Below are 19,284 nucleotides of genomic sequence, written 5' to 3'. Positions count from 1 at the left end.
TGTGTCAAGATCCAGACTTGGTTCTTAAACTCTCTACAACTCTCTGCTTCGTGTGGATTTGCCCGTTGATGGGCTTACGTGCAGTCAGCTTCTCGTGCCTCTCGTATGGGATCGCCCCCACGGAGGCTGTTTACACCTGTTGACAGTCAGGCAAGATCGTAAGCTGTGGGCGGCGGCATCTGTCAACTGATGCGGACATCTTCGTTGGCTCTGCGGGTGGGGTGTACGCGTGAGTTGACGGGTTTGGTTTGATGGACCCCTATGTGCGACAGAGAGAGGTCGAGTGGTGGGCGACGAGGTCAGTGAGGAGGGGCGCGCTCTGGCGGAGAAGGTCGACCGACTGTTTCGGGTGATTCATCCCGAAGGGCGGGGGCCTTACTCGCTGCGCGAAGTAGCCCGAGGCGTGGCGGACATGGGCGGCCCTAGCATGTCGGCGAGCTTCCTTCACCAGTTGCGCACGGGGCAACGGGATAATCCGGGCATCAAGTACCTAAAGGCGATCGCGGCTTTCTTTGGCGTGTCGCCGGCGTACTTCTTTGATGACGACGAGGGGGCGCGCGCTCAGGCGGAAGTGACCCTGCTCGAGTCGATGCGCGACAACCAGGTCCGTTCCGTGGCCCTGCGCGCCTCCGGCCTTTCTCCTGAGACCCTCCGCACCGTGCAGGCGTTCATCGAGCGAGCTCGGGAACTTGAGGGCCTCAACGATGGCGGTCAGTCGGGACAGAGTGTATGACTCTCGTCACTTCCTGCAGGAGATGGGTCCTGTAGGAATTAGGACACTTCTGTCCGGTCGTCCCGAAAATGGCGAGGCTCTTGGGAGCGCTCTGTATTTGGGGTGGCCACGCAGGGTGTCGATCTTGGAAGTCGGAATTCTCCTCTCTGGATCATCATCCCCGGGTCACATAAAGTGCCCGATGGTGCGCCATCAGTGCGCCTGCAGCAAGCAGAAATGAAAGACCAGGGAGGGAATCGTTGCGCTCGCAGCAGCGACTCCGGATGCCGTCCTTCCGGCAACTCCGGAAACCGGTGAAGCCGGACCCACTGTCAGGGATCGAGATTCCTTCCCCCTTCGATCTGCGGAAGTTCTGCGCAGCCGTAGCGGAGCACCGAGGTCGCCCTCTACTCGTCGAGGAAGTCGGAGGAGTGAGCGGAGCGGACGACGAGTTGTGCGGCCTGTGGGTGGAACTCGACACAGCGGACTGCATCTTTTTCGAGGCGTCGACCTCCCCGCTGCACCGAGACCACATCGTCCTGCACGAGATCAGCCACATGCTCCTCGGGCACAGCTCCTCGAGCGACGCGAGTTTGGGCGCCAACCTGGGCGAACTGTTCACCACCATCGATCCCCGCACTGTCCGCAGTGTGCTGGGACGGGCGAACTTCAGCAGTCCCCAAGAGCGCGAGGCCGAGCAACTCGCCACTCGAATAGCCAAATTGGCAAAACTGACGCCCCTTCCGAAAACCCATGATCCTGAACTCGACCGTATAGCTGCGGCGTTGCGCGGTGACGGCAGATGATGAACGTCTTCACGTTTGTGGTCACCGCGCTCCTGTGGATTACCGTTGCATGGCGCGCCGTCAAGGTCTGGCGGAAGGGGCAGGACCGATCTCTTTGGTGGGCGTTCTTCGGGCTGGCCGTCATGATGACGTTGCGCATGCCGCCCGGAAGAGCGCTCGACCTATGGACTGGCGTTACCGATCTCTCCTACTTGCTGAAGCACCTCGTCGGAGGGGTGCTCGCACCAGCTGCTCTGCTGGCCTTCTTGCGTAAGGTTTCCGGGGCTTCGGATGGGCCGCGAACCAAGCGGCGGCGCATCACGTTCGCCTGTGCGACGGCGCTCGCCATGGCGATCTTGTTCTTCGCGAAACTCCAGCCGTACGAGACGCCGGCGATATTCGCGGACCCCGTGGCCCATTACGTGTTCCTCGCCTACACGCTTCTCTTCCTCGGCTACCTCACCGCCTCGCTGCTGGGAGGCATGAGGGTCTGCTGGCGCTGGGGACGCAACTCAAGTGGCCGAGCGCTCAGTTGGGGGCTTCGAACCATTGGCGTGGGCCTGGCCGCTGGCGTCGCGTATGCCGTCGTCAGAGCGACCACGATCGCCGCACGCATCCGCGGTGACGGTCTCTTCCCCGGCGCCGTGGACGACTACATCTGCACCGCCCTGCTCATGGCGGCCCTCGTCCTCATCGTCGCAGGCACCAGCCTGCCCATGCTCAGCCTGCTCCGCAGCTGGCGGGCCAAGCGGCACGCGCTACTGCGCCTGCGCCCCCTGTGGCGAGACCTCACACAGGCCACACCCTCCGTACGCCTTCACACTCCACGCGGCGCGGTGACCGAATACCTCAACCCACTCAATGTGCACGACCGTTTGTACCGCCGAGGCGTCGAGATCCGCGATGCCGCACTGGCCCTCAACAACTACGCGTCGCCCGCCCTCCGGAAACGGGCCCAGCAACACGCCGAAGCCCGCGGCCTCTTCGGTACGCAGGCTGCAATCGCCGCCGAAGCCTGCTGGCTCGCCGCCGCACGCCACGCCAAGCTCCGGGGCGCAGCACCCGGCTCCAGCGCAGAGCACCGCCCCGCGGGCGGCGGGCGGGACCTGCGCAGTGAGATCTCTGCGCTCACCCAGCTGTCCGACGCCTACCACTCCGACCTCGTCCGAGACTTCACGGACGTGGAAGACCGCCTGATGGAGCAACCGGCATGAGCACCTTCGTTGCACCCCCCACCCCCACCTACGCCGAAGCCACCCCGCAGGTGAAAGCGGCGAAGGTCCTCACCGACGTCTTCGCACCGGCCAACCTGGTCATCGCGCTGCTCCTGCTGATCGGCTGGCACAGCACCAGCAGTTTCAGCGGTGTCGGATGGGGCCTGTTCGCTGCCTTCTTCTGCGGCATCGTCCCCATGGGGATCATCCACTTCGGCGTCCGTCGCGGGAAGCTCACCGACAAGCACGTCCGCGTACGTAAACAGCGCATCGCTCCCCTCACGGCCACCTTGGCCTCAGTGGTGACCGGCATCGTGCTCCTGAACGTCCTGGGCGCGCCGCAGGAGGTCTTCGCGCTCGTCATCGCCATGCTCGTCGGCCTGGCCAGCGCGCTGACGGTGACGGTGTGGTGGCAGATATCCGTGCACAACGCCGTTGCCGGCGGCGCTGTGATGATCCTCGTCCTGGTCTTCGGCCAGGCGCTGGTCCTTCCTGCGGTCCTTTTCGTCGTGGCCATGGGGTGGTCCCGTCGCGTCCTGAAGGCACACACTCTGGCTCAGCTCGTCTGCGGCACCGCGTTGGGCTCCACCGCTGCCCTGGTGTTCACGCTTCTGCGGTAGCAGCTTCGGCGGGCGCGCCGTGTCGGGCGCGCCCCGTATCGGTGGAGCCGCCTGGTAGCCACGCGCAGCAGCGGCTGACGATCACCTCGTCCAGTCACGCTATCGCGCGTACGGTCTCGACGATGGGGGTGTCGCGCTCGAAGTATTGGTGCGCGGGGTAGTCGACGCCGTACCGTCCGTGGAGGTGGTGGACCTCCTCGTCCACGCTAAGGCGGATCAGGCCGCGGTCGGCCAGGGCCTGGGCGAGGCGTGTCTTGCCGGAGCCGGTGATCCCGATGAGCAGGACGGCGGTGCTCGCTCACGATGTCGTGCTTCCTTCCAAGGTGAGTGTGGGCTCGCCCGCGGTGATGAAGTGGTCAGGGTCGCGGCCGGTGCCGGACGCGGGCTCCCCCTTGAAGGTGGAGCCCGCTCACGGAGGTGGCGGGCGACGCATGCTTCGGGTACGTCTACGATCCTGAATGCTGTTACGCGGACCGTATGTCCGAGCTGCCCCTGGTTGGGTTACGGCCTGGTAGCGATGATCGCCTCGGTGCGGATCACCTCGTCGAACCGCCCGGTCGGGGCGAAGGCGAGCAGCGCTGCGCGCAGGTCCTGCTCGAAGGCGTCCTTGTTCGCGCCGAGCTGGGCGGGGCTGGAGTAGGAGAGGCTGAAGACCCAGCCGATGACCTCGTCCACGGTGCGGGTCAGGGTGTGATCCCAGCGCGCGGTGTTGACCTGGGAGAACGGGGAGCGGGCGAGGACGTCCTGGTGGCGCTCCTTGGGGTGGGAGTAGGTCCCGGAGCCGGCGCGACGTTCGGGGCCGAGGTAGCGGGTGCGGACCTCGTCGACGACCTGCCGCCAGGGGGCGGGCTCGAGGTCGCCGGGGGCGCCGCCGGAGGCGAGGACGATCGCTCCGCCCGGCTCGATGATCCGGTCGAGGTCCCGGGCGACGCGGTCGCGGTCCATCCAGTGGTACGCCGCGCCCATGATGGTGAGCAGCACGGGCCCGATGTCCATCGTCGGGAGGGTGGTGGAGTCGCCCTCGTGCCAGGTGATGTTGGTGATGTCGTGCTCGGCGGCGAGGCGGCGGCCCTCTTCGAGCATGCCCTTTTCGGGGTCGACGGCGATGACCTCGCCGACGAGCGGGGCGAGGTCGAGGGCGATGATGCCGGGACCGGCACCGAGATCGAGGACGCGCTGGCTGCCGGTCAGGCCGAAGCGGTCGGCGAGCAGGGTGTAGAACTCGGGCGCGTAGCGGGGCCGGAAGACGACGTAGTACGGCGAGGTGGAGGCGAACAGTTCTTCGGGCGTGTACGAGGGGGTGGAGGGGGTCACGGATCCAGTCTCTCGCCGGGGTGCGGTCAGGGGCGGGTGATCGGTCAACGAGCCGGGGTGGCGTTCAGGTGCTCCCACCAGTCGGTGAGGGGGCGTGCGCCGGAGCCCTCGCGGGCGACGGAGTTGTCGGGGTGGCGGTCGCGGGCGCCGAGGAGCTGTCGCTCGACGTCATCCAGGTCCGGCCGGTCGAGAAGGTCGGGGACAGGGTCGTCGACCGCGTTGAGCCACCGGAAGCCGTACTGCATCATCACGGCCAGCCGCTCGTGGCCGGAGCGGTTCAGGCCGCCGGCGTGCCAGGTGCGGTTCTCGAAGAGCACCACGTCGTACGGGCCGATGTCCGGAGTGATCGCGCCGGACGGGTCGATGGCCCCCCGGGGGACGGAGACGGGCCCGGTGCGGGTGTGACTGCCGGGCACGAACATCGTGAGCCCGGCGTCCGGGCCTGGGTCGGTGAGGAAGTACGCCACCTTGATCGCCAGACGGGGCGTGTGCTCGACGCCGAGGTCGGTCACAGTGGAGGACATGTCGCGGTGCCATCCGTGCCGGGACGGCACGCGGATGGTGCGCTGCTCGTCCGGCAGGGACGGCATGGAGATCAGGTTGCTCGACAGCAGATGGATGTTGGGGCTGAGTAGCGCGATGAGCGTGGGCAGCACGGCCGGGTTGGCGACGAGCGGCAGGAAGGCGTCGTCCAAGGCGACGACGCCGCGGAAGCCGTCCTTGCCGTCGACCGAGCGGTCCCTGCCTGCGGTCCGGTCCGTGGCGAGGAGTCGGCCTGCGGCTTTGGCCGCGCTGTCGCGGGCCTTGGGGTCGAGGGCGCCGCGCAGGATGAGCAGGCCGTCGCGGTCGAAGGTGGCCAGCTGCTCAGGGTCGGGTGCGAGCGGGGTAGTCATCACTGCTCCTTCAACATCGAGAGCGCCTGGTCGGTGAGTGCGGCGGCGGACATGCCGCAGTACTCCAGCAGGTCGGCGGAGGGCAGGGGGCGGCCTGGGTCACGGTAGCCGACTACGCGGACACGGGCGGCTTCGCCGCGGCCGGCGAGCAGGGCTCGTACGGCCGGGGCCTGCGTGACGGTGGCCAGCAGTACGGGGGCCCCGGTCGGGAACAGGCGGTCGAAGGCGCCGTCGGGCAGTGCGGCGGGCCAGGTGCCCGGGGGGCCAAGGACGGTGAGGTCGTTGATGTGCACGTAGCGGATACGGGCGTCCGGACGGGCGGCGGCGAGTTGGCCGGCCGCGGCGGACAGCTCGCGCGCCGCGACATCCCCGGCGGAGGCCAGGACGATGTCCGGGTGCTCCGGGCTGGGGGTACTCAGGTGGGTCCAGATCGCGGCGCCGCTGGTCAGCTCCTCGCGGAAGGTGTCCGGGGGGAACGCGAGCGTGTGGTGCTTGTCGGCAATCAGGAAGTTCGCCCCATCCCGCCCGGCGAGCATGACCGCGAGGACGGCCGCCGCGCGGGTGGCATCGGCCGGGGTGTAGACGTGCACGGTGGGGTTCTCCGTCTCCAGCATCGCGGAGACGAGCCCGGGGTTCTGGTGGGTGTAGGTGTTGCGCCAACCCAGCGAGGTGATCAGGTAGTTGACGTTCGCCAGCCCACCGGCCCCGGTCGCGGTCCGCGCGCTGCGGTGCTTGAGATGCTGGACGAGCACGCTCGTGTTCACCGCGGCGAACGCCTCGTACGTGGCCAGCAGCGCGTCCCGGCCGGTCTCGGTGTAGCCCTGCAGCCAGGCGTGGCAGATTTCCTCGTTGAGGATCTCGCTCGCCCACTCGGGCATCGGGCCGTCTCCGCCGTCGGCGGCCAGGCGCAGCCGGTTGGAGGCGGACTCGTCAGGGCTGAACAACCGGAAGGCGCCGGCGGCGGCGCGCTCGCGGATCACCGCGCTGACCAGCGGCCACGCCTGTTCTCCGCGGACGGCGAGTGGTGCCACGGGCGGAGCCGAGCGGGGCCGGGGCGCCGGGTGCGGCAGCGCCTGCTGTACGAGGCCGGACGGCTGTCCTCGGCCGGTGAACAGCGCAGCGGGCTCGTACGAGGCCAGCCACGCGGCGAGGGCGTCGAACTCCTCCCGGTTGCGGGCGGGGTCCTTCAGCGGGGTCTTATGGACGGCCGGGGTTCCGGCGATCCGGCGGCCGGCGACCTCCTCGGGGCCGGTCGCGCCCTTGGGCATGGTCAGGACGAGCACCGGTTGCGGGCGGGCGACTCCGAGCGGGCGCAGCCGGGCGAACACCTCGGCCAGGACCGCCCGGAAGCCGGCCACGGCGGAGCCGTCGTGGAGGAACGGCTCGTACCCCAGGCCGGTGAAGTACGCACGCAGCTCGTCCTCGTCGAGCCCGGCCAGGATGGAGGGGCCGCCCATCCGCAGGCCGTTGGCCAGGACGACGGGCAGCACCGCGCCGTGCAGCCCGGACCCGAGCAGCGCCCGCCGGGCCGTCCACGCCGCCGCGGTGGCGCCGGTCTCCAGCTCCCCGTCGCCGAGCAGCGCGACCACCAGGCGGTGTGGGGCGTCCAGGACCATGCCCTGCGCGACGGCGAGCGCCGGCCCGAGCTGGCCGCCGGTGTAGCGCACGCCGGGGATGAGCGGGGTGATCTCCCCGCCGTAGGCGCGGGTGTGGGGGAAGCCTGCGGCGAGGGCGCGCATGTCGGCCGCGGACCAGCCCGGTCCGTTGCCGGTCAGGGTGAGGGTCTTGGTCAGGTAGGCGTGGGCCAGGGCGGAGGGTCCAGCGTGCCCGGCGCCGTGGACGACCAGGAGCTCGCTGCCCGGGGGACGTCCGGCGGTGAGCGGCCCCAGGTGCGCGAGCATGAAGTTCACCGGCGGGCACACCCCCCAGTGGCCGCTCGGCGCCTCCTTCACGTCCTCCACCCGCAGCGATCGGGCGGGCAGCACGTTGTCGTTCAGGTACAGCTGCGCGGCGCACAGGTAGTTCAGCGCCCGCCATGCGGCTGTGACGGCCGAGTCCGGCACGCAGGCTGCGGCTTGCGCGGCGGCCCGCCCCCAGGCGGGGAAGTCGCCCGGGCCCGCCATGGCAGCGGGCTCGGGGAGCAGAGCGGTCTTGGTCACCGTGCCGCCCCCTTCCGTGCGGCGACCGCATCCACGGCGGCGGTGACCCGCCCGGCCCGGATCTCTGGGGTTCCGGCCTCGGTGATCAGGTGGAGGATCTGAGCCTGCTCGTGGATGGGCACCACGCTCCAGTCCAGCCCGGCCTGCTCCAGAGCGGCGGCCAGGTCCTCGGCCACACTGCGCGGGGTGCGGTCCCGCACGCCCTGCACGGTCAGCGGCACCCCGGTCACACCGTCGGTGACAGCAGCGTACGGCACCGCGGCCTGGCCGCGCAGCGCGTAGGCCACGACGGTCTTCGCGCTGCTGGTGGGGAAGGTGACGCGCAGCTGGGCGCCGCGCTGGCCGACCGGCCCGCGGCAGGGCAGCAGCAGGAAGTCCAGGCTGCCGATCCGCCCCGGACGGGCCACCACATGCACGACGTCGGAAGCGGCCGGAAGCGGGAGCAGGGCCAGCGGATTCGGCCCCGCCTGGTCATGCTCGGACAGTACGGGCGGGCGGGTGACGGCGATGATGCCGCCCTGGCCGCCCCCGGCGCGCCGCGCCGCCTTGTGCGTGAACAGCGTCCGGTCCACCGCCGCGAGCAGGGTGTTGGTGAAGTCGTGCTTCCAGCTCCGCTCCCGCTTCGCGGGCAGGTCGCCGGTGGTGACGAACATCAGGGCGAAGGAGACCGTCACTGGCAACACGGAGCCGAGCCGCTCCCGCAGCACCCCGAGGGCCTGGTGGAACTGGGCGGCGTCATCCACGACCGCGGCGAGGATCACCTCGTCTCCGCCGAAGGTCGCCGCGCAGCCGGAGTCGAAGAGCTGCTCGCGGAACCACGCACGGGTCGTGGCCCCCAGGGTCGCCATGACCTCGTTGCCGGCCAGGTGCCCGTAGGAGGTCGGGCTTGTGGAGTTCGTCCGCTCCACGTGGTCCTTCAGCCCGTCGACGTCCCCGATCGCCAGCGCCACCAGCCGCCCCTCGTCCAGAGCGGCGGCCAGGCAGCGCGGGATGTGGCTGTGGAAGTCGGGGAAGGCGACCAGGCCGGTGACCGCGTCCTCGCGGCTGCCTTCGCACCAGGTGCGCAGCGGCAGCTGACTGGAGTCGAACAGGGGCACCGATGACGACAGCGGGTTGTGAGCCGGGGGTGTTGCCGGGCGGGATATGCGGGACGGCTCCATCAGCCGGCCACCTCCGAGGCGATCGTGCCGGTCGTCGCAGCCTTGAGTGGCAGCAGCGGCGGGAGAGAGACGAGGGAATGCAGTCGCGGCGCGCTCATGACGGGCGTCAGCGGCTCGGTCGTGTGGTGTCGGTCTACCAAGGCGGTGTTCCAACCGACTGCTGCGGCCCCGTGTACGTCAGCGTTCAATGTGTCGCCGACGTGCAGCAGCTCCCGCGGACGCAGCCCGCTGGCGCGCTGGACTGCGGCGAACGCCTCTGGCTCCGGCTTGATCGCGCCGGTCCGCGCCGAGTAGAAGACGGTGTCCAGCAACTTCTGGAACACCTCTGGCTCCTGCTCGGGCACCGAGGAGCCGAGCGCGTTGGTCATGGCGTACAGGGCGAAGCCCCGCCTCCGGAGCACGGCCAGCGTGTCCGGCACGTCCGGGTACAGCTGCGGGTCCTCGGCCCGGCACCGAGCCCGCTCCAGCACCTCGGTGAGCGGGCCGGTGAGCCCGGGCCGCCCGAAGCCGTCCGCGAGCTCGTGGGCGAGGTCCTGCGGGGTGACCAGGCGCCGCTTGGCACCCCGGCCCATCAGGGCGCGGGCCTCCTCCAAGGAGATGCCGAGGACCTCGGCGACCTGGCCGGTCGTCGCCACCGGCTCCGGGCGCACCAGCGTGCCGCCCATGTCGAAGCAGACCGCCCGCACCCCGGTCCACATCACCCGGCCGGTCACGACCCGACCTCCCACGCCGGGAGAGGCGAGGAGGTGACCGGCAGCGGGGCGAGCCCGGCGCCGGGCCCGGACGGCAGCAGCCCCGCCTCCACGGCGGCCGGCTCGGTGAACACCTGCTGCCGCAGCGGCTCCAGAGTCAGATGCCACTCCACCGCCGGAATCTTGTCCCGGCAGCACGCCCCGGCCAGCGCGAGCGATGCCCACAGCCGGTCGCCGTGCGGGAACGTCGCCATCCCCAGATCGGCGGCGACCTCAGTGGTGTGCAGGGAGCGGGCCAGCCCGCCCGACCAGCCCGGGTCGGTCTGCCACACGTCCACCGTCCCACCGGCCAGCAGCCGCATCTGCTCGTGCTCGTCGACCGCGTGCTCGCCGGCCGCCATCGGAACTCCGATACCGGCCGCCCGCACCCTGCCCCAGGCGAAGCCGCCCGGCTCCAGCAACTCCTCGGCGAACGCGACCTCCAGGTCGGCCAGCACGGGTAGCAGGGCGAGCGCCTCGTCCAGCCGGCACCGGCGCAGCCCGTCGACCATGAACCGACCCTCGCCCGCCGCCTCCCGCAGAACCTCCAGCACCCTGGCGACGGCCCGCGTCCCCTGGCGCAGCAACTCCTTGGTGAGCGGCCACTTCTGCCCCCAGAACCCCTGCTCGGCGATCCACGCCGCCGCCTTCACCGCCTCCGGACGAACCGGGTCCAGGCCGAGCGCGGACGCGTACACCGGCACCCGGGCCCGTACCGTGCCGCCCAGCAGCTCCGGCACCGACCGCCCCGAGGCCCGCGACGCCAGATCCCAGCACGCCAGCTCGGTCGCCGACACGGCCTGCCGGGCGTGTGCCCCCTGCTGGTGCCGGCCGGCCCGCGGTCGGTAGCCGAGCTTGCGCGGCGCCGCCGCATCGTGGCCGACCAGCCCGTCAGCGAGGGTGTCCACGACGAGCCGCGCCACGCTCTCACCCACGGGCGCATGCCAGCCCGAGACCCCGTCGCCGACCACCTCGATCGTGAACCGCGTCCGGTGCTCCGGCCACGACGGACCCGCCGGCGCCACAGCCACCGCGGCCACGGCATCCGGTAAGCCCTCTGGAAGACCGGCCGGCTGCCCGGCCACCGGCCACACCCGCACCGCCCGCACCACCGTCGCGGCACTGCGGCGCTGCCCGGCCATCAGATCCGCGCCCCAGTCAGTTGCTCCGCGGCGAAGGTGTACGCCCACGGTGAACGGTAGTTCTGCCACCACTGCGGGCGAAGCCCCGTCCGTGCGAACAGCTCCTCGATCGCGCGGCGCATCTCCAGGTTCCACTCGATGGTGTCCGACCCCGGTGTGCGGTAGACGTCCATTAGCGGGTTGTGCGCCTGGTACGTCTGGAACCGCGGGAACGCCGTGGTCACCGGCACCAGCCGCTTCAGGTTCTCCACTGCCTCCTCGACCGGGTCCAGGCCCACGATGTACGTGAAGTCCGTGGTAATGCCCCGTTCCTTCGCCGCCCCGAGCGTGGCGACCATCTGTTCGATTGTGAGCGCGGCCTTGGATTGCTTGAGGATGTTCGCCCGGTTGGTGAAACACTCCACCGTCAGCGTCAGGTGGAACGGACCGAGTGCGGCGGCCCGGTCCAGGCCCGCCTCGCTGGTGAGGACCGACGACAGGAAGTGCAGAGTCCCTTCGCAGCCAGTGCTGCGCATCGCGGCACGCACACCCTCCAGGTGCTCCAAGGCCAGGTGCTCGTACAGGAAGCACCCGGTGCACACCGTGACGGTCTCGACTCCCGACAGGTCCGGGACGCCGGAGTTCGCCGCGAGGGCGGCGAAGTAGCCGGGCAGGTCGAGTTCGCGGATCGCCGGGTCCGCAGCGCCTTCCAGGGTGTTCGGACAGAAGGTGCACCCGACACATTGGGAGCGCTGGTTGGAGTTCAGGGTGAGCATCTTCGTGCCGTTGCGCCAGTAGCCCAGCACGGCGTCGTCATCCTCGATGCCGGTGACCGTGCCGACCCGCTCACCATGCAGCCGCAGCTCGCGATCGTCGATTTCGAACGGCGAGTCCTGGCGGCCCAGAGAGAGGATCAGATACGACGGGTCGGTCGGCCGTGAGTCCAGCTCCAGCTGGAACCGCATGCGCGGCTTGTCCAGCGGCGAGCGCGCTCCGCAGCTGTTCAGCGCGATGAGCAGCACGTCTTCGGCGTTGATCTCCCACTCGCGGGCCACGTCCTGCAAGTGGCGTATGGACTTGAGCACTTTGATCTCCTGGTCTCGGTGGACGGTTGGGGATGCCCTAATGGAGAGCCGTGAAGGGGGTTAGGCGGGCGGTCGGGTTCGCTTCCGAAAGCCGTGGGGGGCTCCGTCGCCGACTGCGTAAGGGGTGAACTGAGCGGGGGTGTGGTCGATGGGCAGGTCGGGCTGCCAGGCGGTGAGGATCTGAGCACTGCACACGAACAAACCGTCGGGAAGATGATCGAGTGGGTACCACTCCCAGTCGCCGACGCTCTCGTTCGGCTGCGTGGTCGGCTGTCCGTGCCAGGCATGCACGAGGGCACCGACGGTGACCCGCAGGACGCCTTCGACATGGTCGACGAGCGTGCCCAGGAGTGTGACGGCGCTGGTGTGAGTGGTGAGACCGGTCTCCTCGCCGAGTTCGCGCACCACTGCGGCATCGAAGGACTCACCGGCCTCGACGGTTCCACCGGGCAGTTCGAGGGTGCCGCGTTTATGGCGGCCCAACAGGAGGCCCTGCTTGCTGACGAGGATGGCTCCGACGCCGACAGCCGCGTGCGGCACTGGCGGCCTGCTGCTGCGGGGGCGGCTGGAGACCATTGCCGGCCGGTCGGGCAGGCGGCGGGCACGGATGAGCTGCTGGATGACCGCGGCGCTTTCGTCCGGGTGGTGCAGCAGGTCAATGGTCTCGACACGGAAGCCGTACTCGGTGAGTAGGTCCTCCCACAGTTGCGGTGCCAGGACCCACATCTGGGTGGCCAGCGGTGGATCGTCGCGCAGCAGGATCATCTGCTCGCGCGGTGTCACCTGCGTGGACGGACCGAGACCGTTCAGGTCGGTGTGCAGGAGCGAGAGGATCAGCGGTGCGCCGGGACGCAGTCCGTCGCGCAGGGCTGGCAGCGCCCGGTGTGGGTCGATGAAGGCCAGTGTGCCGATGGCGTACGCGGCGTCGAACGGCTCGACCTCGGCGAGGTATTCGGCTACATCTCCTTGTGTGAACTCCACGTCCGGGGTACCGGCGTGGGTGGAGGTGGCGCGTTCGTGCTGGGTCGGGGATAGTTCAATTCCGGTGACGCGAGCGCCGTGGGTGGGCGCGAGGTGGACGGCGTGATGGCCTGCCCCGGACCCGATGTCCAGGACGCGGCGGCCGGTGATGTCGCCAAGGATTTCAGCACCTGGCCCGATCCCCTCCCACGGCGTCCAGGACATTCGGTCGGGAATGGGCGGCGTGTAGGAACGCGCGAGTTGGCGCTGGCCGTAGATCTTCCAGGCTCGAGTGTTGATGTCCTCCACGGGCACGGTGCCTCCTCGGTGGGCGGTAGACGGTCAGGCGTGCGTGATGAGGTAGGCGGGGCCTTCGCCAGTTCGGGCACGTTCGAGGGCGTTGAGACGGGAGAAGTCACGGGGCGCCATCAACTCCTGCCAGCCGGCCATGTCGTGCACGGCCCACATGTCGTGTTCTGCGGGATCGAGGCGGATCTGTGCTAGTTGGTCTCTGGTCAGTTGGCCGCCGTCGAAGATGAGCCCCACTTTGTTCAGCGGCATGCGCGGCCCGGCGTGCAGAAAGTGCGTGAGTAGCAATTTCGGTGCTGTCAGCCCGAGTTCGAGACCGGTCTCTTCGAGTCCTTCGCGCCGGGCGGTCTGGAGCGGGTCCTCTCCCTGTGCGTCGAGGTTGCCGCCTGGGAATTGCCAGAGCCGGGAGCCGTAGACCGAGCGCAGCTGTACTGGTCGGTCGTCCTCGTCGCGGACGTACAGGCAGCCGTACACGGTGTGGTGGGGAACGGTCTGTGCGTACTGCGTGGGTGTCATCGGCATGGGGCGGCCCGGCCGGGCGGGGCGGTGGTCGAATTCGAAGGCGAGAGCGCCGAGAGCTTCCTTGGCCGGCGGGTAGATGCTCCGGAGGTTGGCGAGCAGTTCCCCGAGCGGTCCGTCCGGGTCGATGCGCGCGGGGTCCTCCGAGCTGAGCAGAGCCTCGAAGGAGGCGTAGCGGGTGATCCGCTGCACGATGACGTCGAGTTCCCGGTCGCTGTCCTGGTCATGGAAGACGACCAGGTCGCCAGCTGCGATGACGCGCTTCTGCGGGGTGGCCACCCTGACCTCGATCGTCTTACGGCCTGCCTCCACTTGGCGGTAGTACCTCGGGAGCAGGCGCATGTGGTGCTCATGCCGTTCACCTCCTGTCGCCGGACCAGGGATGGCCGAGACTGCTTGCTGGATGTCGTCAGGCACGAGCGCCTCCGATCGATGCTTGCGGCTGGTCTGTTGCGGGGTGTGCGGGCTACTGGAAGACAAGCCAGGGCTTGTCCGGGGCGGACCTTCAGGGTGGCCGGTTCACTGGGGGTGGTCTTGGGCTCGTAGGCGCGCCAGGGTGCGGTGCCCGCGGTCCTGTGTTTCCGCATCGCTGTGCGTGGCGCCGTACTGGATTCCGGATAGGGCGTCGAGAGCGGAGTCGATGACGAAGCGTTCTTCTTCGGCTGGGGTGAGTTCGCGGCCGTAGCCGGCCATGAACGCGTCGCAGAGGCGCGGCTGTGTGGCCCAGGCGTCCGCGAGGCGGACCAGATCGCGGATGGCCGGGCCGGGCTCGCTGCGCTTTGTGTCAGCAGACGCCGTGTCCCCCGCTGGTCGTGTCGCTTTACGAGGCGGCCAACGACGTGGTCAGTGTCGTATTGCAGCAGCGCATCGTGTCGTTATCCCCATCCAGAGCTGTGACGAAGCCCACACTCTACTGGCTCTGCCTAGCCCACCCTGACAAGATCCGCCGAACTGCTCTGCCTTGCAGCCCGGTTGCTTCGATGCGCATCTCCTTTCCCCTGGCGTGCGTGCGGGGAAGCCGTCAGAATCTGAAGGTGACAGGGATCTCAGAGGATGCAGCAGTTTCGTCGGTTTGGGACCAGCAGAGCATCTGGTCTCAGAGTGCGAACCGACTCAAGGCGTCAGTCGAGCGGGCACGTGCGTTGGCATTGGCTCTGGGCATTGCTGCAGCAGCCATGGGGACGGCGGCGTCCCAGATGATGAGCTGGAACTCCCTACTGGGTAAGACACTCGCCTTTGCCGCCGCGGCTGCTGCTGGAGCGGCTCCCCTGGTGGCACAGCGCGGCGGCCCGAATCGGTTGAGCGATTGGACGCGCCTGCGGGCAGTGTCCGAGGCGCTCAAGGCCGAGGTGTATACCTATCTGGCTCGAGTTGGTCCTTACCGCACGGCGACGTCGCCGACGGCACTGCTCGCCGAGCGCAGCCGCAGCTACCGTTCCGACGGCATCGACCTGGTGCGTTACACCACAGGGATCGCAGCACGGCCGCGATCGGTCCCGGCGGTAGTCGATGCCGGCACCTACGTGGAGTATCGCCTGCGACAGCAGATCGCGACGTACTACCGGCCCAAAGCGGAGGCGATGCATCGCAAGGTTCGGTTCGTCGAACGGATCGAGTTGCTGCTGGGGGGCTTTGGCGCGATGCTCGCTGCTGCCGCGGGTGTCTTTTCCGTGGAGCGGGCGGCAGCGTGGATTGCCGTTGTCGCGTCGGTCTCGATCGCGGTAACGGCGCATGCAATCGCTCAGCGATACGCGTATCAGCAACTTGAGTTCACGCGCACCGCTGAGGAACTGGAACGTCTGCTTGAACGATGGGGCACGTCACCCCATCACTCTGCGGAGTTCGCTGACGCATTCGTCGCCGAGTGTGAAGGTGTCATCTCCGTTCAGAATGAGGCATGGATGATCCGCTGGAACGTGGGGTGAACCGTTCCGTGAGTGGGGCGGCTTTCAGCATGGTGACCTGTAGTGCTCCCTCGGTGCGGCGTCCTGCCAGTCGGAGTTGCTGAGAGGGCCCGTGAGCATTCCGCACAGAGCCGCTGCCCACGCCCAAGGGTCTACACGGATCCTCGTGATGCCGTTTCCGTCTGCGACGTCGATTCGGGTGGCATCGGGGCTGAAACCGACAGCCGCGTCGCGGTGTGTCACGAACAAATCGGGACCAACCTTGCGGTGACTCGCAACGTCCCACAGGGTTAGAGCCACGTCGGAAACATCCCCATCTCCGACCACAGCCAGGGTAAGACCGTCGGGACTGAACAGCGCACGAGAAACACCTCTTTCGGGTACGAGACTTTTCCCGATTTTCTTTTGGGTAGTGACGTCCCACAACGTCACGGAGCCACCACCAAAATCGTCATTGTTGTCCTCACCGACTGTCGCGAGGACGCGTCCGTCAGGACTAAGTGCCGCATTCCTGGCGTTGCGGACTTTGAAGGTAAGTTGGTTTCCAGTTGCGGTGTCCCACAAACTCACGGTCTGTTGACGGTCGGTGAGGGCCAGCGTCGCTCCATCCGCACTAAGTGCAGCTTGGTCTGCGTATCCGTTGCTCACGGGATCCGGACCATAATTGTGGGTCTCAGAGCCGGTTGATAGATTCCACCTTGCAACCCTGGATTCCCCCTGTAGCGTGCCGTACAGCTCTCTACTGTCCGGAGAGAAGAGCAGCGTCGGGAGACCGCTCTTCAGGCCGGGTGTGTAGTGCATCTGCGCTACACGATGGCCACTAGGCACCTCGAAGACTTCGATCGGAGAGCGCCGGAATGTTCCTACGCTCTCAGCCACAGCGAGCAGTGATCCGTCCTCGTTGAACGCCAGAGTTGTGCCCGTCTCGGCAAGCCGGATCGTGCCGGTGAGGGTTCCTGTGCGGCTATCCCGCAGTTGCACCACGGGCTGCTGAGAGTCCGCCGTGGCGAAGGTGTTCGTGCTGGGGCTTATGGCGAACCCATTGAATGGGGCCTTGGCCTTGGGTAGGGCGTGGTGCTCGGCGAGCCGTCCACTAGTCGTGCGCTCCCAGATGACCACTGCCCCGTCCTTGGTCAAGGTTGCGACCTGTTTTCCGTCAGCAGCGGCCGTTTCGCGGTCACCGTTTGTGTCGCTGTACTGGGGCTCGACAGGAGTGTCCGAGCGCATGGTGTGGGCAGCTTCCTTTTGGTCGGTCGTGGTCCGCAGCCTCTTGTGCGACTTCAGGTCCCACAGCTCCCAATGCCTCATGTCTGTCGAGTGGACAACCGCATGCCGACGATCGTCCATCAATAGACCGTAGTTCAGCGACATATTCTTTGACGGGATCCAAGGGCGGGAAGATCCTGGCTCATAAACCCTGGCCTCACCTACGAGGTCCGCCGTCTCGCCGTAGTTCACCACCACACCGTCATCTGTGGTGTAGCCCTCGAAACTCCAACCCGGTGTGGAGATCGTTTGCCGGGTTCGTAGGTCTGGCAACCCGAGCACCTGCACCCTCTCGTCTCTTCCGCAGGTGAGAGTCTTCCCTGAGGGTGCCATTTCGGCCACGTCGCACGAAAGGACCTTCAGAGTACGGTGGTTAGGAACGTCCCACACGGCTATCGATGCTCCAGCACCAAACGCCCCTCCAGCCATGAGAATTTCACCATCCGGGCTTAGCCCGCCACCGTTGTCACGGATTGCGCCTGTGCTTTCGGTCTTCGGAACCGAGAAAGTCTCCTTGGTTCGCAAAGTATCGGTGTCCACTAGGTGGACCTGCTCGCCGTGCTGTCCGGTGCGCAACGCCAGAGTCTGACCGTCGGCGCTGAGGGAACGCGCTCCGCCGTCAGGCCAACTGAGCAGAGTTCCTTGCAAAGTTCCCCGACTGCGTGCAGTTTTCACATCCCAGATCTGAACGGTGTTGTAATCCCGCTCGATAAAGAGGAGTCCGCCATCAGGGCTGAGGAACAGTCGTGACACCACACCCTTTTTAGGTGGAATGATGGTTCGTACCTTGTTGAAGCTCGCCAGGTGTGAGGCCAATGCGTTTTGAGCCTCGGCCGTGGACTCCTGACCGTAAGCGGCCAAAGCCAACTGAACGGCCTTCTCCGGTTCAGTCTTGGAAAAACCTAGCGAGGCTGCGGCGAGCTTCCGAGAGAGTGCCGTACGTCGCTGGGCCTCGGCGTCCCCCTGCGCAGATACAGCCAGCGAGCTTAGGCCGACCACGGCTGCAGTGACGACGGCAACGCCGGCGCGGAGACGCCTAGCACGCCGCTTGGTCGTGCGCCGACTATCACTGAGATATCGGATCTCTCGCTCGGTCAGGCCAATTTCGTGCTCCTCGCCCCAAGGATGCTCTTGCCATTTTTCAGCAAGAGCTAGTTCCTCGGCGCGGAGCAATAGACCGTCTTTGCAGCCACTCTCCCACCACTCGTGAGCTAGATTGCCCAGGCGTGTGTGGAAGGCATCCCAGCGATGGCGTTGCGTGACGAAGGAGACGATGCGCTGAATCCCTCGTTCAGAATCTTCATCGCTTCCCTCAATCATGTGGAAGCTCTGGTATGAGCGGAGCGGCTCCCAACCATGCTCGTTCATTGCGGCCGTGACGCCCGTGGCCAGGTTCGGGTCGATGATGACAGGCAGAATCCGCTTGCGTAAATCGATTGCCTTCATGCACTCGTCACGACAGTACGGGGACCGCAGTGAATCCTCACTCACAAGGAGGATAAAGGCATCGGAGGTGCGGATCCCCTCGTCGATAGCCTGCCGCCACTTCTCGGAAGGCTCGATCGCCTCCCAGTCCACCCAGACGTGGCGCAGCTTGCCTTCCAGACTCTCTCGGATTCCGCGGGCGACGGCGCCGTCCTTGCGTGAATAGCTAAGGAACACCTTGCCCGTCGCTTCCGGCGACGGGGCGTCCGCCCGTGGCTCGGAGGAGGCGTCGCTGAACGGGTCCGATGTCGTGCCGAGCCGTGATGCGAGATCCCGGAGGAGGGCCGAGGAGAGAGCTGCAAGCAGTCCGACGCCGGCGACCAGTCCCACCCAGTACTGCTGATGTTCGTATGTCGGCCCGAACAGGCTGGCGGAGAACTGTGCGTCGAGCAAACGTACTGCGTCTGCAGCTTGCTCCATGCCTGGAGCAACTTCGGCTGTGCCGAACGCAAGTGGACGGCCCACGGTCCGCAGGACCCAGGCGCCGCCACCCGCGATCACTGCAGCAACGAGAGCGTGTGTAGCGAGAAACCATCCCGAGGTGCGTACAGACCGTGGGCCTCCCCGTCCGACATTTTCCTGCCCCAGGGGAACACCTCCCACGGCTACTTGAACCCCAGCCCACCAGACGGTGCCCGCGATGCCGAGGGGCAGGAGCGTCATGGCCTCCCAGAAGTAGAAGCTTCCGGACGGTGCCACGGTGACCTGCCAGGCCAAAGCGACGGTAATGGCGAACGGCACCGCGAGGGCCTCCGGTCGCAACAGACGTTGCCAAGCCCAGGAAGCCGCAATCTTGCCGATTTTCCCGGCCTTCCAGATGGCTACCGGTGAAGGACCTGGGAAGTACACAAAGAACGGCACGTACAGCCCTAGAAGTGCAGCCGATGGCCCGAAGAACGGGTAGAAGAGCGCCCAACTGACCAAGCAGGAGGCAAGCCAGGCCGCTGTCTTCTTGGCGCCCGGCCGACGCTCCCTTGAAGTCGATTCGTCTGGTGAAGAATGCGCCTGACGCGCCACACCTGCCCCCGTGTGCGATCGTCCACCTGC

The 19,284-nt window shown here is 67.5% G+C and carries 16 protein-coding genes; 5 read left to right on the top strand and 11 right to left on the bottom strand.

The genetic code is table 11. The annotated features are described in order from the left end of the window. The first annotated feature begins 286 nt into the window (after positions 1 to 286). The 4 genes from ACIP4X_RS29545 (at position 287) to ACIP4X_RS29530 (ending at position 3,331) form a co-directional block, all read left to right on the top strand. Positions 287 to 733 (top strand): helix-turn-helix domain-containing protein, encoded by a 447-nt coding sequence (locus tag ACIP4X_RS29545; RefSeq protein ID WP_391455060.1) that lies wholly within the window; start codon positions 287 to 289, stop codon positions 731 to 733. 410 nt (positions 734 to 1,143) lie between these two features. After that, positions 1,144 to 1,518 carry a hypothetical protein gene (locus ACIP4X_RS29540; RefSeq protein WP_391455059.1) on the top strand — a complete coding sequence of 125 codons (375 nt, stop codon included), beginning with the start codon at positions 1,144 to 1,146 and terminating at the stop codon, positions 1,516 to 1,518. Beyond that, positions 1,515 to 2,711, top strand: coding sequence for an MAB_1171c family putative transporter (locus ACIP4X_RS29535; protein ID WP_391455058.1), 1,197 nt, complete (start codon positions 1,515 to 1,517; stop codon positions 2,709 to 2,711). Before ACIP4X_RS29540 ends, ACIP4X_RS29535 begins: the two co-directional genes overlap by 4 nt. After that, positions 2,708 to 3,331, top strand: coding sequence for a hypothetical protein (locus tag ACIP4X_RS29530; RefSeq protein WP_391455057.1), 624 nt, complete (start codon positions 2,708 to 2,710; stop codon positions 3,329 to 3,331). Before ACIP4X_RS29535 ends, ACIP4X_RS29530 begins: the two co-directional genes overlap by 4 nt. 94 nt (positions 3,332 to 3,425) lie before the next feature. On the opposite strand, the gene ACIP4X_RS29525 is transcribed toward ACIP4X_RS29530, so the two are convergent. The 10 genes from ACIP4X_RS29525 to ACIP4X_RS29480 form a co-directional block, all read right to left on the bottom strand. Beyond that, positions 3,426 to 3,608 (bottom strand): hypothetical protein, encoded by a 183-nt coding sequence (locus ACIP4X_RS29525; protein ID WP_391455274.1) that lies wholly within the window; start codon positions 3,606 to 3,608, stop codon positions 3,426 to 3,428. Positions 3,609 to 3,832: 224 nt separating this feature from the next. Next, the gene (locus ACIP4X_RS29520) at positions 3,833 to 4,645 is read right to left on the bottom strand and encodes a methyltransferase domain-containing protein (protein WP_391455056.1); all 813 of its coding nucleotides are present in this window, start codon (positions 4,643 to 4,645) and stop codon (positions 3,833 to 3,835) included. A gap of 44 nt (positions 4,646 to 4,689) precedes the next feature. Next, positions 4,690 to 5,538 (bottom strand): phytanoyl-CoA dioxygenase family protein, encoded by an 849-nt coding sequence (locus ACIP4X_RS29515; protein ID WP_391455055.1) that lies wholly within the window; start codon positions 5,536 to 5,538, stop codon positions 4,690 to 4,692. Beyond that, positions 5,538 to 7,697 carry a phosphoketolase gene (locus ACIP4X_RS29510; protein WP_391455054.1) on the bottom strand — a complete coding sequence of 720 codons (2,160 nt, stop codon included), beginning with the start codon at positions 7,695 to 7,697 and terminating at the stop codon, positions 5,538 to 5,540. Before ACIP4X_RS29510 ends, ACIP4X_RS29515 begins: the two co-directional genes overlap by 1 nt. Continuing rightward, a complete protein-coding gene (locus tag ACIP4X_RS29505) occupies positions 7,694 to 8,857 on the bottom strand; it encodes a hypothetical protein (protein WP_391455053.1) in 1,164 nt (387 codons plus the stop codon). Before ACIP4X_RS29505 ends, ACIP4X_RS29510 begins: the two co-directional genes overlap by 4 nt. After that, on the bottom strand, positions 8,857 to 9,570 hold the full coding sequence (locus ACIP4X_RS29500; protein WP_391455052.1) for an HAD-IA family hydrolase: 714 nt from the start codon (positions 9,568 to 9,570) through the stop codon (positions 8,857 to 8,859). The genes ACIP4X_RS29505 and ACIP4X_RS29500 overlap by 1 nt, the downstream gene beginning before the upstream one ends. Beyond that, entirely contained in the window at positions 9,567 to 10,778 is a 1,212-nt protein-coding gene (locus ACIP4X_RS29495) for an enolase C-terminal domain-like protein (protein WP_401351358.1), read from the bottom strand. Before ACIP4X_RS29495 ends, ACIP4X_RS29500 begins: the two co-directional genes overlap by 4 nt. Next, the gene (locus tag ACIP4X_RS29490) at positions 10,730 to 11,794 is read right to left on the bottom strand and encodes a radical SAM protein (RefSeq protein ID WP_391455051.1); all 1,065 of its coding nucleotides are present in this window, start codon (positions 11,792 to 11,794) and stop codon (positions 10,730 to 10,732) included. The genes ACIP4X_RS29495 and ACIP4X_RS29490 overlap by 49 nt, the downstream gene beginning before the upstream one ends. 60 nt (positions 11,795 to 11,854) lie before the next feature. After that, positions 11,855 to 13,069: an NUDIX domain-containing protein gene (locus tag ACIP4X_RS29485; RefSeq protein ID WP_391455050.1), complete on the bottom strand. Its 1,215-nt coding sequence runs from the start codon at positions 13,067 to 13,069 to the stop codon at positions 11,855 to 11,857. 27 nt (positions 13,070 to 13,096) lie between these two features. Continuing rightward, positions 13,097 to 13,924: an NUDIX domain-containing protein gene (locus ACIP4X_RS29480; protein ID WP_391455049.1), complete on the bottom strand. Its 828-nt coding sequence runs from the start codon at positions 13,922 to 13,924 to the stop codon at positions 13,097 to 13,099. A 470-nt stretch (positions 13,925 to 14,394) separates the two neighbouring features. On the opposite strand from ACIP4X_RS29480, the gene ACIP4X_RS29475 reads away from it, so the two are divergent. Continuing rightward, positions 14,395 to 15,507: a DUF4231 domain-containing protein gene (locus ACIP4X_RS29475; protein WP_391455048.1), complete on the top strand. Its 1,113-nt coding sequence runs from the start codon at positions 14,395 to 14,397 to the stop codon at positions 15,505 to 15,507. A 24-nt stretch (positions 15,508 to 15,531) separates the two neighbouring features. Here ACIP4X_RS29475 and ACIP4X_RS29470 read toward each other — a convergent pair whose 3' ends face one another. Then, positions 15,532 to 19,254, bottom strand: coding sequence for a TIR domain-containing protein (locus ACIP4X_RS29470; RefSeq protein WP_391455047.1), 3,723 nt, complete (start codon positions 19,252 to 19,254; stop codon positions 15,532 to 15,534). Positions 19,255 to 19,284 lie beyond the last annotated feature (30 nt).

It is taken from the genome of Streptomyces sp. NPDC088817 (genome assembly GCF_044750345.1).
Taxonomy (GTDB): domain Bacteria; phylum Actinomycetota; class Actinomycetes; order Streptomycetales; family Streptomycetaceae; genus Streptomyces.
Note: the sequence above shows the minus strand (reverse complement) of the source record. Positions and strands in the feature narration are given on the sequence as shown.

Excerpts from the sequence above, each read along its gene's own strand:
- ACIP4X_RS29535 (WP_391455058.1), top strand. The coding sequence starts at position 1,515 with ATGATGAACGTCTTCACGTTTGTGGTCACCGCGCTCCTGTGGATTACC.
- ACIP4X_RS29530 (WP_391455057.1), top strand. The coding sequence starts at position 2,708 with ATGAGCACCTTCGTTGCACCCCCCACCCCCACCTACGCCGAAGCCACC.
- ACIP4X_RS29515 (WP_391455055.1), bottom strand. The coding sequence starts at position 5,538 with ATGACTACCCCGCTCGCACCCGACCCTGAGCAGCTGGCCACCTTCGAC.
- ACIP4X_RS29505 (WP_391455053.1), bottom strand. The coding sequence starts at position 8,857 with ATGGAGCCGTCCCGCATATCCCGCCCGGCAACACCCCCGGCTCACAAC.
- ACIP4X_RS29480 (WP_391455049.1), bottom strand. The coding sequence starts at position 13,924 with ATGCGCCTGCTCCCGAGGTACTACCGCCAAGTGGAGGCAGGCCGTAAG.